Annotated in this window: 16 protein-coding genes; 8 read left to right on the forward strand and 8 right to left on the reverse strand. The window is 65.6% G+C overall.

Going from position 1 to position 20,588, the window contains the following annotated elements; genetic code table 11:
* The first annotated feature begins 16 nt into the window (after positions 1 to 16).
* A complete protein-coding gene (hspQ, locus tag IVA98_RS04850) occupies positions 17 to 349 on the forward strand; it encodes a heat shock protein HspQ (RefSeq protein ID WP_008564941.1) in 333 nt (110 codons plus the stop codon).
* Between the two features lie 76 nt (positions 350 to 425).
* On the opposite strand, the gene IVA98_RS04855 is transcribed toward hspQ, so the two are convergent.
* Positions 426 to 1,247 carry an invasion associated locus B family protein gene (locus IVA98_RS04855; RefSeq protein ID WP_247295120.1) on the reverse strand — a complete coding sequence of 274 codons (822 nt, stop codon included), beginning with the start codon at positions 1,245 to 1,247 and terminating at the stop codon, positions 426 to 428.
* Positions 1,248 to 1,331: 84 nt separating this feature from the next.
* Positions 1,332 to 1,631 (reverse strand): hypothetical protein, encoded by a 300-nt coding sequence (locus IVA98_RS04860; RefSeq protein WP_247295422.1) that lies wholly within the window; start codon positions 1,629 to 1,631, stop codon positions 1,332 to 1,334.
* On the opposite strand from IVA98_RS04860, the gene IVA98_RS04865 reads away from it, so the two are divergent.
* From IVA98_RS04865 to IVA98_RS04875, 3 genes are all read left to right on the forward strand, one after another.
* A complete protein-coding gene (locus IVA98_RS04865) occupies positions 1,515 to 3,365 on the forward strand; it encodes an extracellular solute-binding protein (protein ID WP_247336226.1) in 1,851 nt (616 codons plus the stop codon). The genes IVA98_RS04860 and IVA98_RS04865 overlap by 117 nt on opposite strands.
* 4 nt (positions 3,366 to 3,369) lie before the next feature.
* Positions 3,370 to 4,872, forward strand: a complete 1,503-nt coding sequence (locus IVA98_RS04870; RefSeq protein ID WP_247295125.1) for an AMP-binding protein — start codon at positions 3,370 to 3,372, stop codon at positions 4,870 to 4,872.
* An 83-nt stretch (positions 4,873 to 4,955) separates the two neighbouring features.
* Positions 4,956 to 6,179, forward strand: coding sequence for a GGDEF domain-containing protein (locus tag IVA98_RS04875; protein WP_247295126.1), 1,224 nt, complete (start codon positions 4,956 to 4,958; stop codon positions 6,177 to 6,179).
* 167 nt (positions 6,180 to 6,346) lie between these two features.
* On the opposite strand, the gene mfd is transcribed toward IVA98_RS04875, so the two are convergent.
* On the reverse strand, positions 6,347 to 9,865 hold the full coding sequence (mfd, locus tag IVA98_RS04880; RefSeq protein WP_247295129.1) for a transcription-repair coupling factor: 3,519 nt from the start codon (positions 9,863 to 9,865) through the stop codon (positions 6,347 to 6,349).
* Positions 9,862 to 10,152 (reverse strand): FAD assembly factor SdhE, encoded by a 291-nt coding sequence (locus IVA98_RS04885; RefSeq protein ID WP_247295132.1) that lies wholly within the window; start codon positions 10,150 to 10,152, stop codon positions 9,862 to 9,864. Before IVA98_RS04885 ends, mfd begins: the two co-directional genes overlap by 4 nt.
* A gap of 191 nt (positions 10,153 to 10,343) precedes the next feature.
* Here IVA98_RS04885 and recG point away from each other — a divergent pair, with 191 nt between their 5' ends.
* Positions 10,344 to 12,452: an ATP-dependent DNA helicase RecG gene (recG, locus tag IVA98_RS04890; protein ID WP_247295134.1), complete on the forward strand. Its 2,109-nt coding sequence runs from the start codon at positions 10,344 to 10,346 to the stop codon at positions 12,450 to 12,452.
* 209 nt (positions 12,453 to 12,661) lie between these two features.
* Positions 12,662 to 13,183: a P-loop NTPase family protein gene (locus tag IVA98_RS04895; RefSeq protein WP_247295136.1), complete on the forward strand. Its 522-nt coding sequence runs from the start codon at positions 12,662 to 12,664 to the stop codon at positions 13,181 to 13,183.
* Between the two features lie 28 nt (positions 13,184 to 13,211).
* Here the strand turns inward: IVA98_RS04895 and IVA98_RS04900 are convergent, their stop codons facing one another.
* From IVA98_RS04900 to glmS, 3 genes are all read right to left on the reverse strand, one after another.
* Positions 13,212 to 14,069 carry an NAD(P)-dependent oxidoreductase gene (locus IVA98_RS04900; RefSeq protein WP_247295138.1) on the reverse strand — a complete coding sequence of 286 codons (858 nt, stop codon included), beginning with the start codon at positions 14,067 to 14,069 and terminating at the stop codon, positions 13,212 to 13,214.
* A gap of 103 nt (positions 14,070 to 14,172) precedes the next feature.
* Positions 14,173 to 14,937 (reverse strand): DUF502 domain-containing protein, encoded by a 765-nt coding sequence (locus tag IVA98_RS04905; RefSeq protein WP_247295140.1) that lies wholly within the window; start codon positions 14,935 to 14,937, stop codon positions 14,173 to 14,175.
* A gap of 84 nt (positions 14,938 to 15,021) precedes the next feature.
* On the reverse strand, positions 15,022 to 16,848 hold the full coding sequence (gene glmS / locus IVA98_RS04910; protein ID WP_247295142.1) for a glutamine--fructose-6-phosphate transaminase (isomerizing): 1,827 nt from the start codon (positions 16,846 to 16,848) through the stop codon (positions 15,022 to 15,024).
* Between the two features lie 217 nt (positions 16,849 to 17,065).
* On the opposite strand from glmS, the gene IVA98_RS04915 reads away from it, so the two are divergent.
* Positions 17,066 to 17,284: a hypothetical protein gene (locus IVA98_RS04915; RefSeq protein ID WP_247275664.1), complete on the forward strand. Its 219-nt coding sequence runs from the start codon at positions 17,066 to 17,068 to the stop codon at positions 17,282 to 17,284.
* Between the two features lie 6 nt (positions 17,285 to 17,290).
* Here IVA98_RS04915 and glmU read toward each other — a convergent pair whose 3' ends face one another.
* Positions 17,291 to 18,658, reverse strand: coding sequence for a bifunctional UDP-N-acetylglucosamine diphosphorylase/glucosamine-1-phosphate N-acetyltransferase GlmU (glmU, locus tag IVA98_RS04920; protein ID WP_247295144.1), 1,368 nt, complete (start codon positions 18,656 to 18,658; stop codon positions 17,291 to 17,293).
* 171 nt (positions 18,659 to 18,829) lie between these two features.
* Between glmU and IVA98_RS04925 the strand changes: the two genes are divergently transcribed.
* Positions 18,830 to 20,203 (forward strand): hypothetical protein, encoded by a 1,374-nt coding sequence (locus IVA98_RS04925; protein WP_247295146.1) that lies wholly within the window; start codon positions 18,830 to 18,832, stop codon positions 20,201 to 20,203.
* Positions 20,204 to 20,588 lie beyond the last annotated feature (385 nt).

Below are 20,588 nucleotides of genomic sequence, written 5' to 3' on the forward strand. Positions count from 1 at the left end.
GGTCTATCGACGGGGGATGATTAAAGCGCGGACCGCCAAATTCCAGATCGGACAGGTCGTGCGCCACCGGATCTTCTCGTTCCGGGGCGTGATCTTCGACATCGATCCGGAATTCAACAACACCGAGGAGTGGTGGCTCTCGATTCCCGAGGAGGTGCGGCCCCACAAGGACCAGCCGTTCTATCACCTACTCGCGGAGAACGCGGAATCGGAATACGTCGCCTATGTCTCGGAGCAGAATCTGTTGCCCGACGATTCCGGCGAGCCGGTCCGGCATTCACAGGTTGCCGAGATCTTCATCAAGGACAAGGCCGGCGGCTATCGCCCGCGCAATCCGTCGCTGAACTGAAATTCGCCGCCAGCAAGCAGCCCGCAAAAAAGGCGCTCAAACCGAGCGCCTTTTTCATGTTTGGATGTGGTTCCGATTACTTCTGACCAGCCGCAGCTGTGCCGGGAGGCGTGCCCTGCTGCTCAAGCTTCTTGCGCTGCTCCTCGGCCTTCTTCTGAAGCTCTTCCTGAAGCTTCTTCTGGGTTTCCTCGAACACCTTCGGGTCGGTCGGCGGACCGTCATAGGCCTTCTGGAATTCGCCGGCGAGCGGCAGCGGCAGAGTCAGCGGCGCGCCATTGGCATTGATCGCCTGGACAACGAGGTTCTGGCCCTTCTTCATGCTGTTGATGAGTTCGGGCGTGGCCTCGTAATCGGACATGCAGCCGTTCTGGAAGCAGATCACATAGGGCTGCTGCAGCGGCGCGTTGCTGTCCACGATGATGCGGGTGCCGTGCACCAGCTGCATGCCGAGCGGTAGCGTCACGCGCAGAATCTTCTTGGGTTCGCCTTCGGGCTCGATGATCACGGCGGCGATGACCGGCTGGCCCGACTCGATGCGACCGTCCTTGCCGGTGAAGCAGACCTGCTTGGCGTTGGCGTCCTGACCCTTCAGGCAGAACTTGGTCCAGGGGGCATAGATCAGTTGGATCTGCTGATCGGCCGGCTGGGCTGCGCCCTGCTGCTGGCCGCCCTGCGCCGGAGCCTGCTGGGCCTGCGGTGAGGCCGCCGGCGCCGGAGCCTTGGGGGCAGCCTTCGGCGCGGCTTTCGGGGCCGGAGTCGCCTTTGGCGCGGGCGCGCCGGGAGCCGGTGCGGGAGCCTGGGCCTCAGCGGCAAACGGAACGGCCAACGCCGTCGCCGTCAACAGGGCGAGAAGTCGCCCGCGCGGCCGGACGGACGCGGCCAAGTAACGGAAATTCATTGCGGAAAACCCTTTCTGAACGGGAAGTGCCCGAACCGCTCCGAAGCGCCGAACCTGGCCGCCTTGGGCGCGGCTCTCTTCCCGTCAATTGAGGCGGATAAGTGACGGACTCGGCGCTCTTGCGCGATTGACCGCCTTCTTAACGTGGCCGACGAAAAGATCAATGCCGACAGCCATCTTTGGCCACACCCGCAGCTGCGCCCAGGGGAAATTCCCTGTGATAGGATTCAGGCCTGCCGGTCCTCGAATCAACGTGTGCCGATGTTCATGTTCCAGCGCCTCTTCGAGGGCCCCGGACTCCGCCTTTGCCGTCTCGCCGCGGTCCTCGTTTTGGCCCTCTCCGTCGGATGGTCGACAGATGGCGTGCGTGCCGAGGAAGCTCATGCCATTGCCATGCACGGCAAGCCGGCGATACCTGCCGATTTCACCCACATGCCCTACGTCAATCCGGATGCGCCCAAAGGCGGACGCATGACGTGGGGCGTTCTCGGCACCTTCGACAGCCTCAATCCTTTCATCGTGAAGGGGTTGGCTGTGCAGCAGGTGCGGAGCTACGTGGTCGAGAGTCTGCTCGCGCGCGGCCAGGACGAGCCGTTCACGCTCTATGGCCTGCTCGCCAGGACCGTCGAAACCAACGACGACAGGACCTTTGTCACGTTCCACCTCGATCCGCGCGCCCGCTTCTCCGACGGCACACCCGTGCTGGCTGAAGACGTGCTGTTCTCCTGGCAGCTCCTGCGCGACCACGGCCGTCCCAATCATCGGCAATATTACGCCAAGGTCGCAAAGGCCGAGGCGCCCGACCCCCTCACCGTCCGCTTCGACCTCTCTGGCGCCAATGACCGCGAGTTGCCACTGATCCTCGGCCTGATGCCAATCCTGCCAAAGCATGTGGTGGACGTCGCCAGCTTCGAGGAGACGACGCTGACAGGCCCGATCGGCTCGGGCCCCTATCGCGTCACGGCGGTGAGGCCCGGCGCCAGCGTGACGCTGACCCGCAATCCCGACTATTGGGGCCGTGATTTGCCGATCAATCGCGGGTTGTACAATTTCGACGAGATCAGGCTCGACTATTTTCGCGAGGCCAACGGCCAGTTCGAGGCCTTCAAGCGCGGCCTCTATGATTTTCGTGTCGAGCACGAGCCGCTGCGCTGGCACGACGGCTATGATTTTCCCGCTGCACGAAGCGGTGAAGTGATCCGCGATACCGTCAAGCCGGGGGTGCCGCAGCCTTCCGAATTCCTGGTGTTCAACACCCGCCGACCCATCTTCGCCGACATCCGCGTGCGCAAGGCGCTGACGCTGCTGTTCGATTTCGAGTTGGTCAACCGCAATTATTTCTTCGGCCTCTATTCGCGCGTCGCCGGCTATTTCGCCGGCTCGGAACTATCGGCCTACGGCCGCCCTGCGGATGCGCGTGAGCGTGAGCTGCTGAAACCCTTCGCCGCCGGGATCCCGCCCGACATCATGGACGGCAGCTACCGCCTGCCGGTCACCGACGGCTCGGGTCGCGACCGCGCGACACTGCGCGCCGCGCTGAAACTGTTGTCGGAGGCCGGCTACGATCTCGACGGAACCGTGCTGCGCAACCGCGCAACCAAGGCGCCCTTCACCTTCGAAATCATGGTCACAACCCGCGACCAGGAGCGCATCGCGCTCGCCTTCCAGCGCGACCTCAAGCGCGCCGGCATCGAGTCGACCGTGCGCTCGGTCGATCCCGTGCAGTTCGATCAGCGTCGACTCGCTTACGAGTTCGACATGATCCAGAACCGCTGGGACCAGTCGCTGTCGCCCGGCAACGAGCAGTATTTTTATTGGGGCAGCGCTGCCGCCGACAATTCGGGGACCCGCAACTACATGGGCGCCAGGGATCCCGCGATCGATGCCATGATCGCCGCTCTGCTGGAGGCCCGTGAACATACGGATTTCGTCTCGGCGGTGCGCGCGCTCGACCGCGCCTTGGTCGCGGGCTTCTACACAATCCCCCTGTTTAACGTATCCGAGCAATGGATCGCGCGCTGGAATCGGATAGAACGGCCCAAGGCCACTTCCCTGTCCGGCTATCTGCCGGAGACCTGGTGGTCGAAGGGGCAGCCGCAAGCTCATCAAGCAAAGTGACGCCGTGAACCAGCCAGCAATATCGCCGACGCTCGACACGCTGTTTCAGCGCACGCTGGCCCGGCAGCCGCACGCGCCGGCTCTGCTCGATCCCCTCAACAAGACGCGCGTGACCGGGCACCAGCCGCGGCGGATGTCCTACGCCGAGGCCGATGCGGCGATCGAGGCGCTGTCGGCGCATTTCGTCGAATCCGGCCTGCCGGCCAATTCCGTCATCGCGATCCAGCTGCCCAACACGGTCGAGTTCGTGCTGACGGTGCTCGCCGCCCATCGCGCCGGCCTCGTCGTCGCCGTGCTGCCGCTGCTGTGGCGGCATGCGGAACTGACCGCCGCGCTCAACCGCACCGCGGCGCGCACCATCGTGACCATGAGCACGGTTGATGGCGTCAGCTATGCCGACCTGGCGATGCATGCAGCGGCAGAAGCATTCTCGATCCGTCACGTCTGCGGCTTCGGCACCGATCTGCCCGAGGGCATGGCTTCGCTCGACGACGTGCTGGCCCGCCCGCCCGGCACCACGCGCACCGTGATCCAGGACGGCCGCAAGGCGGCGATGATCTCTTTCGACGTCACCGCGGAAGGTTTTCGCCCGGTGCCGCGGCCGCATTTCAGCCTGATCGCCGGTGGCCTCGCGATGTCGCTCGAGGCCGACGTCAAGCAGGGCGCGACCGTGATGGCGGCGTTCGCGCCGATGTCGTTCGCGGGGCTAGCCTCGTCGCTGGCGGTCTGGCTGCTCTCGGGCGGCACGCTGGCGCTGCATCATCCCTTCGAGAGCGAGGTGCTGGAGCAGCAGATCAACCAGCACGAATGCGAGGTGCTGATCGCGCCTGCCCAGCTCGCGCTGCGCCTCGGCGATTCCGATCTCGCCGCGCGGATGCCGACCTTGCGCAACGTCATCGGCCTCTGGCGCGCGCCCGAGCAGGTCGCCGCAAGCGATGCCTGGATCGCGCCGCATGCGCGGCTTACGGATGTCTATCTGTTCGGCGAGGCTGGCCTGTTCGGCGCCCGCCGCGGCGAGGACGGCATGCCTGTCGCGGTGATGCCGGGGCCGCACGGCGCCCCGCGCGAGCAGTCCGGCTCCTCCATCGCGGGCGAGATCCTGCTGACCCCGAAGGGCACGCTCGGCCTGCGCGGGCCGATGGTGCCGATCGCAGCCTACGCGCCGCCGCAGCCGGTCGGCGACACGCTGGTCGCGCAGCCGCCGCGCGACTATGTCGATACCGGCTATGCCGCGCGGCTGGACCGTCCGAGCGGCGCGATCTGCATCACCGCGCCGCCCTCCGGCATCATGGCTGTCGGCGGCTACCGCTTCCTCTCCAACGATCTGCAGGAATGGGCGCGCCGCCTCGGTCAGGGTGCCCTGCTGACCGCGCTGCCCGACCGCCTCTCCGGCCACCGTCTGGCAGGCCGGGCCCAGGACAACGCCCGCGCCCGCGAGGCGCTCAGCGAGCTCGGGCTCAACCCCCTGATGGTCGAGGCTTTTCGCGACCGCTCGGGGCAGGTCTAGCCCAGGTTGACCCGTTCCGTTGACGCTGCATTAAGGCGGCCAAACTAGATTGCGCGGCATCTGTTGCGTGATCAGAGTTTGCAATGTCCCAGGCGGGCCCGATCCTGTTTGTGTCCAATGCCGAACGGCCGCCCTTCATTGCGGCACTGGACGAGGCCCGGCTCTTTCCCGTGGTCGACACCGACTGGGCCAGCGCCGCACGCGCGGTCGAGCAGGTGCAGCCGGCCGCCGTTCTCGCGGCGATGCATCCCGGACACGAGCCGCACATGGCTCCGCTCGCGAAGAAGATTGCGAGCCAATCTCCCTACCTTCCCTTCGTGGCCATGGATGCCGCGGGCACGCTGCCGCATAACGCCCTGCCCTTCGCCTCACGCGGCGGCAATCCCGACCGCCTGATCGCGCGGCTCCGCGCTGCGCTGCGTGTGCGCACCCTTCACGCCACCGTGCTGCGCCGGCTGCCGGAAGCGACGGTCCCGTTGCCGGCGGCCGATCCCGCGCGCGATGCCACCGTGCTTCTGATCGGCCGCGGCGCGGCCTATCCTGCGCTGTCGGTTGCGCTCGGCGAACGCATCGGCGTCATCGGCGCGCTCTCGATCGAAGCCGCTGCCAAGCATCTCAACACCCGCGACCTCGATGGCGTCGTGCTCGCCGAAGGCTTTACGGCGCGAGTCACCGATGCCTTCTTGACGGTGCTCGCCGAGGACACCCGCTTCCGTAACCTGCCCGTGGTCGTCACCGCACACCAGCTCGCGCAAAATTACGATCTGCCTAATCTCGAGCTGATCTCCGGCGAGCCGGTGAAGGTCGCCGCCAATGCACTGCCACTGATCCGCCAGCATGCGATGGAAGCACAGCTGAGCCGCACGCTGCGCTCGATCGACGCCGGCGGCTGGATCGATCCACGCAGCGGCCTACTCACCGTGGAAGCCTTCGCCCGAGATTTTGCCAAGGCGGTCGAACAGACCTTGGCCCGCGGCGGCGGCCTCTCTGTCGCCCGCTTCGCCTTCGATCCCAATAATCCCCGTGCCCAGCTCGATGCCGCACGGATCCTGAGCCGCCTGATGCGGCAGATGGATTTTGGCGCGGCGCAGAAGGACGGTTCGGTGATCGTGGTGTTCGCGGAGACCGACTTCCGCACCGCCCATATGATCGCGCGTCGTCTGTCAGCGGTGATGCGGCACACCGCGAACGGCAAGCACGAGATGCGCAGCGATCCCGTGGTCAGCGTGGATTCGCTGTCGGCATCGGATACGGCGCGCTCGCTCCTTGGGCGGCTGTCCGCCGATGCGTCGCGGGCGGCGTCGTAGTTTTTAGCGAGCCGCTTCAACAAGCCCCGTCATTGCGAGCCAACGGGTCCGCGCGAAGCGCGGCCCGATGACAGGCTCCGCGAAGCAATCCAGGCTCTCTCCGCGAAACGATTCTGGATTTGCTTCGTCGCAAGGGCTCCTCGCAATGACGCGGAGAGGCCGGAGGTTCACGCCGCCTTCTTGCTCTCCGCGAGCTGCGCCAGCTGGCGCATGATCTCCGTGGTGCCGGCGAGACGCTCTTCGGGCGTCTCCCAGTCCTGGAGGAACACCACCTTCATGTCGGGCCGGACCTTTGCGGCCTGGCCGTGGCTGCGGATGAACGTCACCAGGCGATCGGGATAGGCGAAGGAATTGTCGCGGAAGGCGATGACGGCGCCCTTCGGGCCGGCATCGATCTTCTCGACATTGGCCCGGCGGCAGAACGCCTTGATCGCGGCGACCTTGAACAGATAGCGGACTTCGTCGGGCAAGACGCCGAAGCGGTCGCGCATCTCGGCGCCAAAATTCTCGATTTCCTCCTCGGTATCGAGATCGGCGAGGCGCCGATACAGCGACAGCCGGACCGAGAGGTCGCTGACATAGTCCTCCGGAATGAGCACGGGCATGCCGATCGTGATCGATGGCGACCAGCGGTCGGCGGCCGGTTCGGAGACGCCGGCCTTGAGGTTGACGATCGCCTCCTCCAGCATCGATTGATACAGCTCGAAGCCGACCTCCTTGATGTGGCCGGACTGCTCCTCGCCGAGCAAGTTTCCGGCGCCGCGGATGTCGAGATCGTGCGAGGCAAGCTGGAAGCCGGCGCCGAGGGTCTCCAGCGATTGCAGCACGGTGAGCCGGCGCTCGGCCTGCGCGGTGATCTTCTGCTGCGCCGGCAGCGTGAACAGCGCGTACGCCCGCAGCTTGGAGCGGCCGACGCGGCCGCGGAGCTGGTAGAGCTGGGCCAGGCCAAACATGTCGGCGCGGTGCACGATCAGCGTGTTGGCGTTGGGGATATCGAGGCCGGATTCCACGATCGTGGTCGACAGCAGGATGTCGAACTTGCCGTCGTAGAATGCCGTCATGATGTCCTCGATCACGGCGGGCGGCATCTGGCCGTGCGCGACCGCGACCTTCATCTCCGGCACGTTCTTGTCGAGGAAATCCTTGACCTCGGCGAGGTCGTCGATGCGCGGCACCACGTAGAACGCCTGGCCGCCGCGATAACGCTCGCGCAGCAGCGCCTCGCGGATCATCAAGGGATCGTGCGGGGCGACGAAGGTGCGGACCGCGAGCCGGTCGACCGGGGGCGAGGCGATGATCGAGAGCTCGCGTACGCCGGTGAGCGCCAATTGCAGGGTGCGCGGGATCGGCGTCGCCGATAACGTCAGCACGTGTACCTCGGCGCGAAGCGCCTTCAGCCGCTCCTTGTGGCTGACACCGAAATGCTGCTCCTCGTCGACGATGAGCAGGCCGAGGTCGCGAAACTTGATCGCCTTGCCGAGCAGCGCATGGGTGCCGACGACGATGTCGATGGAGCCGTCGGCGAGGCCCTTCTTGACCTGGTTAAGCTGTTTGGTCGGGACGAGGCGTGAGGCCTGCGCCACGTTGACCGGAAAACCCTTGAACCGCTCGGAGAAAGTCTTGTGGTGCTGACGGGCGAGCAGCGTGGTCGGCACCACGACCGCGACCTGCTTGCCGTCGAGTGCCACGGCGAAGGCCGCGCGCAGCGCCACCTCGGTCTTGCCGAAGCCGACATCGCCGCAGATCAGGCGGTCCATCGGGCGGCCCTTTTCGAGGTCCTTCAGGGTGGACTCGATCGCGCCCAGCTGGTCCTCGGTCTCGTCATAGGGAAAGCGGGCGCAGAACTCGTCGTAGAGGCCCTGCTGCACCGGCAGCCTCGGCGCCTCGTGCAGCATGCGTTCGGCCGCGATCTTGATCAGCTCGCCAGCGATCTCGCGGATGCGGTTCTTCAGCTTGGCCTTGCGAGTCTGCCAGCCCGAACCGCCGAGGCGATCGAGCTCGACACTGGTCTGGTCGGAGCCGTAGCGCGACAACAGCTCGATGTTCTCGACGGGGAGGAACAGCTTGGTCTCGGCGGCATAATGCAGCTCGAGGCAGTCGTGCGGCGCGCCCGCGACGTCGAGGGTCTGCAGGCCGATGAAGCGGCCGATGCCGTGATCGACGTGGACGACGATGTCGCCGGCGGCGAGGCTCGTCACTTCCGAGATGAAATTATCGAGCTTGCGGCTCGCCTTGCGCGGCCGCACCAGACGGTCGCCGAGGATGTCCTGCTCGCTGATCAGTGCGATCTCGTCGGTCTCGAAGCCGCTTTCGAGGCCGAGCACGGCGAGCATGGTCTCGTTTCGCGGCGTCGCCTGCACCGTCCGCCAGCTGTTGACGCTGGTTGTGTGGGCCAGCTTGTGGTCGCGCAGCATCGAGGTCATGCGGTCGCGCGAGCCTTCGGTCCACAGCGCGATCACGACCTTCTTGCGCTGGGCCTGCAAGGCCATCACATGCGCGACGACGGACTCGAACACATTCACGGTGGTGTCATTGCGTTCCGGCGCGAAGTCGCGGCCCTTGCGCGCGCCGGCATCGACGACACTCGTGCCGTCGGTCGGCACTGAGAACGGCGTCAGCCGCGCCAACGGGACGTCGCCAAGGCGTTTGCCCCACTCCTCTTCGGTCAGATAGAGCCGGTCGGGCGGCAGCGGCTTGTAGATGGCGCCGCCACCGGGATGCTCCAGCGCCTCGCGTCTGGCCTCGTAATAGTCGAGGATCTGCTTGAAGCGCTCGCGGACGGCATCCTCGGCCTGCGGCTCGATCGCGACGGCCGCGCCTTGCAGATAGTCGAACAGCGTGTCCATCCGATCCTGGAACAGCGGCAGCCAGTGCTCCATGCCGGGATGACGGCGGCCTTCACTGACCGCCTCGTACAGCGCGTCGTCGCGCTCGGGCGCGCCGAACTCGGCGACATAGCCCATGCGAAAACGGCGGATGGTATCGGTGACGAGCTGAAACTCCGAGATCGGCACGAGGTCGAGCGCGCGCATGTCGAGCAGCGTGCGCTGGGTCTCGGCGTCGAACGAGCGGATCGACTCCAGGCTGTCGCCGAAGAAGTCGAAGCGCACGGGCTGATCGAGGCCGGCCGGAAACAGGTCCAGGATGCCGCCGCGCACAGCGTATTCACCGGGCTCGCGCACGGTCGAGGAGCGGTTGTAGCCGTTGTGCTCGAGCCAGGCGACGATGGTGTCCATCGGCACCACGTTACCTGGCGCAACCGACAGCGCCTGCGCCGCGACGAGGTCGCGCGCGGGCACGCGCTGCACCACGGCGTTCACCGTGGTCAGCACGATCAGCGGCTTGTCGCTGCCGGTGAGCGAAGCCAGCCGCGCCAGCGTCGTCAGGCGTTGCGCCAAAATGCCGCCATGCGGCGAGACGCGGTCATAGGGCTGGCAGTCCCAGGCCGGGAAGGTCAGCACCGGCAGATCGGGCGCGAAGAATTGCAGTGCGCGTTCAAGCTGCTGCATGCGCGGACCGTCGCGGCAGACCACCGCAAGGCTGACCGCCGGCTTCTTCGGTTGCGCCGCGATGGCACGGGCGAGATCGGAGACGACGAGGCCTTCGGCGCCCTCGGCGACATTGGCAAGCGTCAGCGCGCGGCCGGGCGTCAGCAGCTCGGCCGGTGATTTCATGCCCTGCTTCATGCGTCGCGGTCCGCGATCGGGAATGCCTTGATGCGGGCAAACAGCGCGCCGGGGACATCGGCGGGAAGCACCTTGTCGCCGGTGACCGCGGCATAGAGATCGGGATCGTTGACCTCGAGCAAGCGCTCAAGCTCGATCAATTCAGGCTCGGACAAATTGCCGATCTCGGCATCCGCAAAGCGGCCGAGGATCAGGTCCATCTCGCGCGTGCCGCGGTGCCAACAGCGGAACAGAAGCCGCTTGCGGCGGTCATCCAGCCCGCTGCTCGATCGTGTCGTTCCCGTCATGTCTCAAATCCAGTCAAACGCAGAAAGCCCGGACGTGCCGGGCGGGGTGGGTATAGCCACTCGGACCGGCCGTGTCAGCCCTTTGTTGTTGCAATTGTTTGTGGTCGTGATTGCCGGGCTTGACCAGGCAATCCATCCTCTTGAATAGATGGATGCGCGGGTTGAGCCCGCGCGTGACGATTGTTGCGAGAATGCGCCCCAGCCTGCTCAATCCGCTGTTTGCTCCCGTGACCAGCCTGCCCGGCGTCGGTCCGAAGCAAGACAAGCTGCTGCAGTACCTGCTCAGCCGCAACGAGACGCCGCGGCTGGTCGATCTGCTGCTGCACCTGCCGAGCCACGTCATCGACCGCCGGGCCCGGCCAAAAATCCGCGACGCCGTCCAGGGAACCATGGTGACGCTGGAGGTCACCGTCGACCGCCATCGCCCGCCCCCGCCGCGCAACACGCGCGCGCCCTATCTCGTCTACGCCAGCGACGACACCGGCGACATCGTCCTGACCTTCTTCCGCGCCAAGCCCGGCTATGTCGAAAAGCTGCTGCCGGTAGGCGAGAAGCGCTACGTCTCCGGCACGCTGCAGATGTATGACGGTATCCCGCAGATCGTGCATCCCGATCGCGTGCTCGACGAAGAGGCGATTGCAAAGCTCTCTGGCATCGATCCGGTGTATCCGCTGACCGAGGGCCTCGCGCTCGGCTCGCTGCGCCGCGCGATCGCGCAGGCCCTTCAAAAGCTGCCAGCCCTGCCGGAGTGGATCAGTCCGGAGGTGATGCGTCGCTGCAATTTTCCGCCGGTCACCGAGGCGCTCACGCGCGTGCACCAGCCGGTCGAGCTTACGGACGTTCTGCCGGACCAGCCGTTCTGGTCGCGTCTCGCCTTCGACGAACTGCTCGCCGGCCAGCTCGCACTCGGCCTAATCCGCGCGCAATTGCGCCGCCCCGCCGGCGTGCGCAATGCCGGCGACGGGCACCTGCGCAACAACGTCATCGACGCCTTGCCCTACGCGCTCACGCCCTCGCAGCGCAGCGCCGCCGCGGCCATCGCCGAGGACCTGAAACAGCCCGTGCGCATGCTGCGCCTGCTCCAGGGCGACGTCGGGTCTGGCAAGACCGTGGTGGCGCTGTTAGCTGCCGCCGCGGTCGCCGAGGTCGGCAAACAGGCCGCGCTGATGGCCCCGACCGAAATCCTGGCGCGCCAGCACATCAAGACCATCGCCCCGCTCGCCGAGCGCGCCGGCATGCGGGTTGCGATCCTCACCGGCCGCGAAAAGGGCAAGGAGCGTCGGGAGCTGTTGGCGCAGCTTGAAGCCGGCGAGATCGACCTCCTCGTCGGCACGCATGCGCTGATTCAGGACGATGTCATCTTCAAGGACCTCGCGCTCGCTATTGTCGACGAGCAGCACCGCTTTGGGGTGCGCGAACGCCTCGCGCTGACCTCGAAGGGCGAATCCGTCGATGTGCTGGTGCTGAGTGCAACGCCGATCCCGCGCACGCTGGTGCTGACCTATTTCGGCGACATGGACATCTCCGAGCTGCGCGAAAAGCCGGCCGGCCGCCAGCCGATCGACACCCGCGCAGTGCCGATGAGCCGAATCGAGGAGGTCATGGACGGCATCGGCCGCGCGCTCCAATCCGGCAAGCTGGTGTACTGGATCTGCCCGCTGGTCGAGGAATCCGAGGCCGAGGGCACCGAGCACCTGACCAATGCGACGAAGCGTTTCGAAAGCCTGCAAAAACGCTTCGGTGAGCGCGTCGGCCTCGTCCACGGCCAGATGAAGGGCACCGAGAAGGACCGCGTGATGGGCCAGTTCGCCGCCCACGAGATCGGGCTTCTGGTCGCGACCACTGTGGTCGAAGTCGGCGTCGACGTGCCGGCCGCGACCATCATGGTGATCGAGAACGCCGAACGATTTGGTCTTGCCCAATTGCATCAGCTGCGCGGCCGGATCGGACGCGGCTCGGAAGCCTCGACCTGCCTGCTGCTCTATTCGGAGCCGCTCGGCGAGATGTCGAAGGCGCGGCTGAAAGTGATCCGCGAAACCACCGACGGATTCCGCATTGCCGAGGAAGATTTAAAGCTGCGCGGCGAAGGCGACGTGCTGGGCGTGCGCCAGAGCGGCCTGCCCGGCTATCGCATTGCGCGTTCGGAAGTCCATGGCCAGCTCATCACCCAGGCGCGCGACGAGGCGCTGCGCATCCTGAAGGACGATCCGAAGCTGAAGGGCGAGCGCGGCGAAGCGTTGCGGTGCCTGCTGTATCTGTATGAGCGGGACGAGGCGATTCCGCTGATCGGGGCGGGCTGAGTACCCGTCATTGCGAGCGCAGCGAAGCAATCCAGAATCTCACCGCGGAGGGACTCTGGAATTGCTTCGCTGCGCTCGCAATGACGGCGTGGATACAGACCTGCGCATCTCGACCAATCGTCTCGCGAGGACGAAGCATGCGGCAGCCTCGGTCTGTCGACCAAGGGTGCTATCTTTCGTTGCGGGCGATTTCGTGAAACCCTTCGGCCATGCGTCGGATCATCGTCGTTGGCTCCCAGGGAAGCGGAAAGACGAGCCTCGCCCTGAAGCTCGGGCGAAAGCTCGATCTGCCGGTGGTCCATCTCGACGTGCTCTACTGGCGGCCGGGCTGGAAGCCATCCGACAAGGCAAGCTTTCGCTCGCGCGTCGCTGAGGCAATCGCGGGCGATGCGTGGGTCGTCGACGGCAGCTTCTCGGGGCTGGCTTTCGATCTCACGCTCGCGCGCGCCGATACGCTGGTCGTTATCAACCGTCCGCGCTGGCTTTGCCAATGGCGCATTCTCTGGCGCTCGGCTTTCGACCGCGCTACCGCACGGCCCGATTTGCCCGAAGGATGTCCGGAACAGTTCGACTGGAAACTGATGACAGAGGCGTGGCGCTACAACACGGAGCGCGTGCCCGCCATCGAGGCCGAGCGCATCCAATATGGCGCTGATGTCCCGGTCGTGCGCCTGAGACGCGACCGGGACATCCAGGGTTTTCTGGAATCCATTTCAGCGCACGGCGAGTGAATGATTGTGGTGACGTGAGATCAGGCGATCAGGATTTCTTCTGCGCGATGCGCGCAGCGAACGACTTCAACAGCTCCGCATCGGCCGCCTCGCCCTTCGCGTCCTCCGCGAGATGCTCGAACCACCGCGCAAAGCCCTCGTAGATCTGGCTGGCCGGATGATCGGGGCCGAGGAATCCGGAAATCTCCCGCATTTCCGCGACCCAGCGATAGGCTTTCGGGATCATGTCGGGCAGCGCGACCTCGAGCCGCGCCAGGATCGCGGGCTGGCTGAGCGCGAGTTCGTCGCGCAGCGCCTCGGCCGCGCCCGCTTTCGTTGCCGCGATTACCATGGCCGCGCCGATGCCGGCGAGACCCTTGACGATTCCGGCGTAGGACATCTTGAGCGCAGAGGCTGCGCCGACTGGGCCTTCAACGATCCGCACGTCGAGACCAAGGTCGTTCAGAACGGTGACGTCCTTGGCGTGCTCGCCGGACATGTAGAACGCCGGGCTCTTGCCCCCCGGCTGCGGCGGAAAGCCGATGATCCCGGCATCGACGAATGGCGCCCCCGCAGAGCCGATGATCTCCGCGATCCTTTGCACGGTGTCGACATTGACGGCGTTGCAGTCGACCACAACCGGTTTCTTCTCGCGCCGGACGATCAGCGCGGCCAGCCGTTCAGCCAGCGCCACTGCTTCGCCCGGAGGCACAATCGAGAGGACGATGTCGGCTTCAGCAAGCGCGTCGTCCTCGGCGCCGACCATGCCAGCGTCCGCCGCGCGCTTCAGGGTGGCTTCACTTCGCCCTTTCAGGGACGTCAGCACGCGTGCGCCATTGTCGCTGAGGCGGCGAGCCACGGCACTGCCCATGGCACCCGGCGCGAGGATCGCAATGGTTTTGGACATTATGCACTCCAGGCCGAATTCCGAACGATACGCTCAGTCGACCGGACACTAGCAGAGGACGCGAACGCCTGCGTGAACCTGGCCATCCCGCGCGGGAATGGCCCTACTCCACTTTCGCAGGCTGGAGCGCAGACGCATTCGCGATGCGTGCGGCGTTGGCGACGCCCGCGAGCGCGGCGGCCTTCTTCGGATCTGGCGCCGAGCCCGGCTGAACCACGCCGGCCGACATGATCAGCGTGGCCGCGTCCTCAGCGGTGAGATCGACCTCGATGATTTTGCTTTTGGGGACATAGAAGAAGAAGCCGGTGGTCGGATTCGGCGAGCACGGCAGGAATACCGAGACGTGTTCCTCCTGTCCGGGCAGGCTGCGCGCAATGTCTTCGTTCGGCGATTGCGAGATCAGCACGATCGACCACATGCCGGGCGAAGGAAACTCGACCAGGCCCACTTTCCGGAAGCTCGAGCCCTTGCCCGAGAACAATGTCTCGAACACCTGCTTGAGGCCGCGGTAGATGGCGCGCACGGCCGGGATCCGGCCGAGAAAGGTCTCGCCGACATCGACCAGCGTCCGGCCGATCAGGTTGGCCGCGAGGAAACCGACCAGCGTCAGCGTGAAAAACGCGACAACCAGTCCCCAGCCCGGAATGACGTAAGGCAGATATGTTTCAGGCCGATAGGCCAGCGGCACGAACGGCCGCACCACGCCGTCGACCCAGGTCACGAACCACCAGACCAGATAGAGCGTGATCGCGATAGGCCCCGTCACGACGAGGCCGGTTAGAAAATAATTGCGGAAACGGCCGATCAGGCCGGTATGCGGTTCCGGGACGGGATCAAGTGGCGCAGGCGCGTCGTCGCGGGGGGTCATTCGGGTTCCAGGTAGGTCGCAGCACACAAGCTAGGGTCTTCTAGCAGGTTTGGGAAGACTGCGACCAATCGATATCCCTTGTGCCTATTCCACGGTCACCGATTTTGCGAGGTTGCGCGGCTGGTCCACGTCGGTGCCCATCACCACGGCCGTGTGATAGGCGAGCAGCTGCACCGGAACGGCATAGACCATCGGCGTGAACGCCGCCGCCATGTCAGGCATGACGATGGTGACGAGCGAATCGACGGTCGCCTCCGCCGCGCCCTTGGCGTCGGTCATCAGAATGATTTTGCCGCCGCGGGCGGCGACCTCCTGCATGTTCGAGACGGTCTTTTCGAACACCTGGTCATACGGCGCGATGACGACGACGGGCATGGCTTCGTCGATCAGCGCGATGGGTCCGTGCTTCAGCTCGCCGGCAGCGTAGCCTTCGGCGTGGATGTAGGATATTTCCTTCAGCTTCAGCGCGCCTTCGAGCGCCAGGGGAAAACTGGTACCGCGGCCGAGATAGAGCACGTCGCGCGACTTTGCGATCTCGCGGGCCAGACGCTCGATCTCCACCTCGGTGGTGAGCGCATCCGACATCAAGCGCGGGATCTCGACGAGGCCATGGACGAGCTTGGTCTCGTCCTCGTCGGACAATTCGCCGCGAGCCTTGCCGGCCGCAATGGCAAGGTTTGCCAGTACCATCAACTGGCAGGTGAAGGCTTTGGTCGAGGCGACGCCAATCTCGGGACCGGCAAGCGTTTGCAGCACGGTCTCGCTCTCGCGCGCGATCGTCGAGGTCGCCACGTTGACGACGGCGACCGTGTGCACGCCCGCGGCCTTGGCATAGCGCAGCGCCGCCAGCGTGTCGGCAGTCTCGCCGGATTGCGAGATGAAGATGGCGAGATCACCCTTGCGCAGGGGCGCTTCGCGGTAGCGGAATTCGGAGGCGACATCGACCTCGACCGGCACGCGCGCAAAACGCTCAAACCAGTACTTTGCAACGTAGCCGGCATAGCTCGCGGTGCCGCAGGCCGTGATGTTGATGCGCTGGATCGATTTGAAGTCGAACGGCAGCTTGACCGGCAGCGCGACGTGCTCGGTTGCCATGTCGACATAGCGCGCGAGGGTGTGGCCAACCACTTCGGGCTGCTCGTGGATCTCCTTCGCCATGAAGTGGCGGTAATTGGCCTTGTCGACCAGCGAGGTCGAGGCCGCGTGCCTGATCTTGTCGCGCTGGACGGGGTGACCGTCCTTGTCGAAGATATCAGCGCTCTTGCGCGTGAGCACGACCCAGTCACCGTCTTCGAGATAGCTGATCGTGTCGGTGAAGGGGCCGAGCGCGATGGCGTCGGAGCCGAGATACATCTCGCCGTCACCATAGCCGATCGCAAGCGGCGGGCCGTTGCGGGCGCCCATCATGAGGTCGTCGTCGCCAGCGAAGATGAAGCCGAGGGCGAAGGCGCCGCGTAAGCGCGCCAGCGTCAGCTTGACCGCCTCGACCGGCTTGTTGCCGCGCGCGAGCAGATCGTCGACGAGGTGCACCACGATCTCGGTGTCGGTCTCGGTGTGGAATACCGTGCCCTTCGTCTCGAGCTCCTCGCGCAGCTCGCGGAAATTCTCGATGATGCCGTTGTGAACCACGGCGACGCGTTCGGTCGCGTGCGGATGCGCGTTGTTGACGGTCGGCTTGCCATGGGTGGCCCAGCGGGTGTGACCGATGCCGGTGGTACCCTTGAGCGGCTCCGCCTCGAGCCGCTTCTCCAGGTTCTTCAGCTTGCCCTCGGCGCGGCGGCGCTCCAGGTGCTTGCCTTCGAGTGTGGCGACGCCCGCGGAATCATAGCCGCGATATTCGAGACGTTTGAGCGAATCCACCAATTGCTCTGCAACCGGTTCGCGCCCGAGAATGCCGACAATCCCGCACATGCGGATCACTATCCCCCAAATCGCCGAAAAATCGCCTAAACGACGCGGTTCGTTTTAGCGAAACTCCTACGGAACCAGGTACTCAATAATTATTGCTGATTGAGACAGCACCGATCACACCGAGCCCCGCCTGCGTCGATTTGGCCGGCCTTTAACCTCGCACGTTAACTCACTGTCAACATGTTTGGCCAACGATTCCCGCCCAGGAGAGACGGCCATGAGAAGCTCATCCGACCGCAAAGGCCGGTCGTCGATGTATCTGCGCGCCAGCGAGACCTCGGGCACGCACCTTGCGCATTGGCCGCCGCCCCTGCGCGGCAAGGAGAACAAGCCGCTTTTCATCAAGCATCCCGAAGGCGAGCCGGCCAAGCGCGCCAAGCCGCGCGGCTGGCGCCTGACCCGCGCCATCTTCTCCGAATTCGCCGACGACGAATAGCCTCGCTCACGTCTCCGGCTTCTTTTCGGGAGTCTTGCCGCCGGTCTTCATCTCGCGATAACGCGCCGCGCCGCCTTCCCGGATGGTCTGCTGGTTGCGCTCCAGCGCCATCGCATCGTCGGGTACATCGCGGGTGATCACCGAGCCGGAGCCGATATAGGCGCCGTTGCCGATTTTCACGGGCGCGACCAGCGAAGAGTTGGTGCCGACGAAGGCGCCCTGCCCGATCACCGTCTTGTGCTTCCCAAAGCCGTCATAGTTGCAGGTGATGGTGCCGGCGCCGATATTGGACTTGGCGCCGACGACCGCATCACCAATGTAGGCAAGATGATTGGCTTTCGCTCCCGCCTCGAGGGTCGCGGCCTTGGTCTCCACGAAGTTGCCGATTTTGGCGCCTTCGCCGAGCGAGCTGCCCGGCCTCATGCGCGCGAACGGACCGACAGACGCGTTCTTGCCAATCGAACTCTGCACGATGTGCGAGAAGGAATGGATCACCGCGCCGTCGGCAATCGAGATGCCCGGGCCGATCACCACGAACGGCTCGATGGTGACGTCCTTGCCGAATACGGTGTCGGCGGACAGGTACACCGTCTCCGGCGCGATCAGCGTGACGCCGGCCTCCATCGCCGCTTTGCGCAAGCGCGCCTGCATCACGCCTTCCGCTTCGGCGAGCTGCGCCTTGGTGTTGATGCCGCGCACCTCGTCTTCACTGGTCTCGATCACCACGGACTCCCATCCCTTGTCGCGGACGATGCCGATTGCGTCCGTCAGATAATATTCGCTCTTGGAGTTGGCATTGCCGATCTGCCCGAGGATTTCGAGCGCGCGGCGACCGTCGATCGCCATCACGCCGGCGTTGCAGAGATCGATCTTGCGCTCCGCTTCGCTGGCGTCGGCCTGTTCGCGGATCGCGACCAGGCGGTCGCCCTCGACGATGAAGCGGCCATAGCCGGTGGGATCGGCGGCGCGAAAACCGAGCGCGGCGATGGCGGCACCCCTGGCGAGCGGTTCGCGCAGCCGCGCGAAGGTTTCGGCCGAGATCAGCGGCGTGTCGCCGAACGCGATCAAGAGATCGTCCACCCCCCGCGCGATCGCCTCGCGCGCCGCCAGCACGGCATGCGCGGTGCCGAGCCGCTCGGCTTGCACGAAGGTGAGTGCGTCGGGGCGGCTGCGCCTCGCCTCCTCCGCGACGGCCTGGTGATCGGGACCGATCACGACGGCGAGCGATGTGCCGGTTCCCTTTGGTGCGGCGGCGAGCACATGGGCGAGCAGCGTCTGATGGGCGACGGGATGCAGCACCTTCGGCAGGCTCGATTGCATGCGCGTGCCTTCGCCGGCGGCGAGCACGATCGTAAGACTGGAACGGGCGGTCATCGGAATCCTGTCAGATACGGCCGGATCAATGGTGCGGCGGACGGCAGGCCGCCCAGATGCTCTCGCCTTGCTACCCCCGCAAACGCCCGGAATTCAAGTGCGGCACGCTTTTCCTGTTAATGTTCCCTGATTGATTCGGGGAAGCCAGACGGGGCTGGGCACTTAACGTTCATGGCAAAGAATTCCGACCCACTGGCGGATGCCTTCGACACCAAGGAGACCGGCGGGCTGTTCTCCGGACTTTTGGCCGAGGAAAGCGCGTTCGACCGCCGCATGATGTGGCGGCTGGGCTCGTGGGGCGTCGCGGCCGTCGGGGCCGTCGTCATCGCGGTGGTGGCCAACCAGGCCCATATTGGTTGGCGCCGTGACCAAATTGCCTCCGCTGACCTCGCGCGCCAGGCCGACCGGCTCCAAATGCTGACCAAGGACAGCCAGAACGAGGCGCGCCGCCTCGCAGCCGCCATCGAGACGCTGAACAGCGACCGCGACCGGCTCTATTCACGCGTCACGGTGCTCGAGCAGGGTCTCGATTCCGTCACCGGTGCCATCGCCAAGCAGAACGCCACGCCGTCGCAAGCCGTCAGGCCGCAGGATGTCGCGCCAGCGACCGCAGCTCCCAGCGTCGCGCCGGTCGTCTCGACGCCAGCTCCGGCCAGCGAGAAGCCGCGCACCGAAGCCGCCAAGGATACTCAGAAGGATACGCCGAAGGAGACTGCGAAGGAGCCGTCGAGCCCGCCGCCGCAGACCGCGGCCGCCGCTTCGCTCGTTCAGCAGTCACCGGCCATGACTTCGGCGCTGCCGACGATTCCGCTGGTGCCGTCCAAGTCGATCATGGCGCCGCCGGATGCCGCCGCTACGAAACTGGTTCAACCCGAGGCAGCCGAGAAGAAGGCCGAACCGGCTCCTACTGCAACCGAGGTCGTCGCGACAGCAACGAAGCCGCCGGAAGCAGCCGAGATCGAAGCGCCCGCGATCGCAGTCCAGCAGACGCGCTTTGCCATCGACCTCGGCGGCGCCAACTCGATCGATGGCCTGCGCGCACTCTGGCGCGGCGTGACCAAATCCCATCCGGAAGTTGGAGCGTTGCGGCCGATCATCATGATCAAGGAGGGCGCCGCGGGCCTCGGCATGCAGCTCCGTTTGGGTGCCGGGCCCCTGATCAACGCCGCCGCCGCCGCAAAACTGTGCGCCGGCCTGACCGAGAACGACCGCCACTGCGAGACCACCGTGTTCGACGGCCAGCGCCTGTCGATGCGCGGCGGTCAAGAGAGGGCTCAAGAAAAGGGACCGGAGAAGACTCAAGACAGGGTTCAAGACAAGAACGCCGAGAAGAGCCAGGAGGCGGTGCCGCAGGCCGAGAGCGCTTCGGCGCCCGGGCCAATTGCAAAGCCGGACAAGCGCCGGCGCAACTATTCCTCGAAACGCTCGAAGCGCGAGGAGCCGCCGCCTGCACCCCCACCTGCGGCGCAGCCCGCGCCGCAGGCGAAGCCGGAGGCGGCGTCAACGTCTACAGGATCGACGCTGTCCTCGTTCTTCAGGCGATAGGCGCCCAAACATTCGCGGGTGCCTTGTCGAAGACGGCGCGCGGACTCGCCGCAAGGTCAGCGATGAGATGCGCGTTGCGAGCGCATGCGGCCATCGGACGCTTGGACCTGAGCCGCTCTTTCGCAGCAAGTTCGCGCTCGTCCAACGCCGCCTCAAGAGTCGCCCATCCGAAACCTCGCGTGCTTTGATGAACGAACTGGATGACGTGCTGAGGCTTCTCGTCGCGGCGGGAACAAGTTTGCTGATCGGCATTGACCGCGATATGAACGACACGCCGGTGGAAATGCGGACTGTGGCGCTGGTGGCCCTCGGCTCCGCGTTAAGCGGTTGCTCGCATTGGCTGAGAAATACGAGCGCCGTCTCTCAGAACAGAGCCGAAAGGATC

Origin of the sequence: Bradyrhizobium sp. 160, assembly GCF_023073735.1 — a bacterium.
Taxonomy (GTDB): Bacteria; Pseudomonadota; Alphaproteobacteria; order Rhizobiales; family Xanthobacteraceae; genus Bradyrhizobium.

Coding starts and splice junctions, on each gene's coding strand:
- IVA98_RS04865 (WP_247336226.1), top strand. CDS start 1,515: ATGTTCCAGCGCCTCTTCGAGGGCCCCGGACTCCGCCTTTGCCGTCTC.
- IVA98_RS04895 (WP_247295136.1), top strand. CDS start 12,662: ATGCGTCGGATCATCGTCGTTGGCTCCCAGGGAAGCGGAAAGACGAGC.
- recG (WP_247295134.1), top strand. CDS start 10,344: ATGCGCCCCAGCCTGCTCAATCCGCTGTTTGCTCCCGTGACCAGCCTG.
- IVA98_RS04860 (WP_247295422.1), bottom strand. CDS start 1,631: ATGAGCTTCCTCGGCACGCACGCCATCTGTCGACCATCCGACGGAGAG.
- IVA98_RS04875 (WP_247295126.1), top strand. CDS start 4,956: ATGTCCCAGGCGGGCCCGATCCTGTTTGTGTCCAATGCCGAACGGCCG.
- IVA98_RS04905 (WP_247295140.1), bottom strand. CDS start 14,937: ATGACCCCCCGCGACGACGCGCCTGCGCCACTTGATCCCGTCCCGGAA.
- IVA98_RS04925 (WP_247295146.1), top strand. CDS start 18,830: ATGGCAAAGAATTCCGACCCACTGGCGGATGCCTTCGACACCAAGGAG.
- IVA98_RS04855 (WP_247295120.1), bottom strand. CDS start 1,247: ATGAATTTCCGTTACTTGGCCGCGTCCGTCCGGCCGCGCGGGCGACTT.
- IVA98_RS04900 (WP_247295138.1), bottom strand. CDS start 14,069: ATGTCCAAAACCATTGCGATCCTCGCGCCGGGTGCCATGGGCAGTGCC.
- glmU (WP_247295144.1), bottom strand. CDS start 18,658: ATGACCGCCCGTTCCAGTCTTACGATCGTGCTCGCCGCCGGCGAAGGC.
- glmS (WP_247295142.1), bottom strand. CDS start 16,848: ATGTGCGGGATTGTCGGCATTCTCGGGCGCGAACCGGTTGCAGAGCAA.
- mfd (WP_247295129.1), bottom strand. CDS start 9,865: ATGAAGCAGGGCATGAAATCACCGGCCGAGCTGCTGACGCCCGGCCGC.
- IVA98_RS04915 (WP_247275664.1), top strand. CDS start 17,066: ATGAGAAGCTCATCCGACCGCAAAGGCCGGTCGTCGATGTATCTGCGC.
- IVA98_RS04885 (WP_247295132.1), bottom strand. CDS start 10,152: ATGACGGGAACGACACGATCGAGCAGCGGGCTGGATGACCGCCGCAAG.
- hspQ (WP_008564941.1), top strand. CDS start 17: ATGATTAAAGCGCGGACCGCCAAATTCCAGATCGGACAGGTCGTGCGC.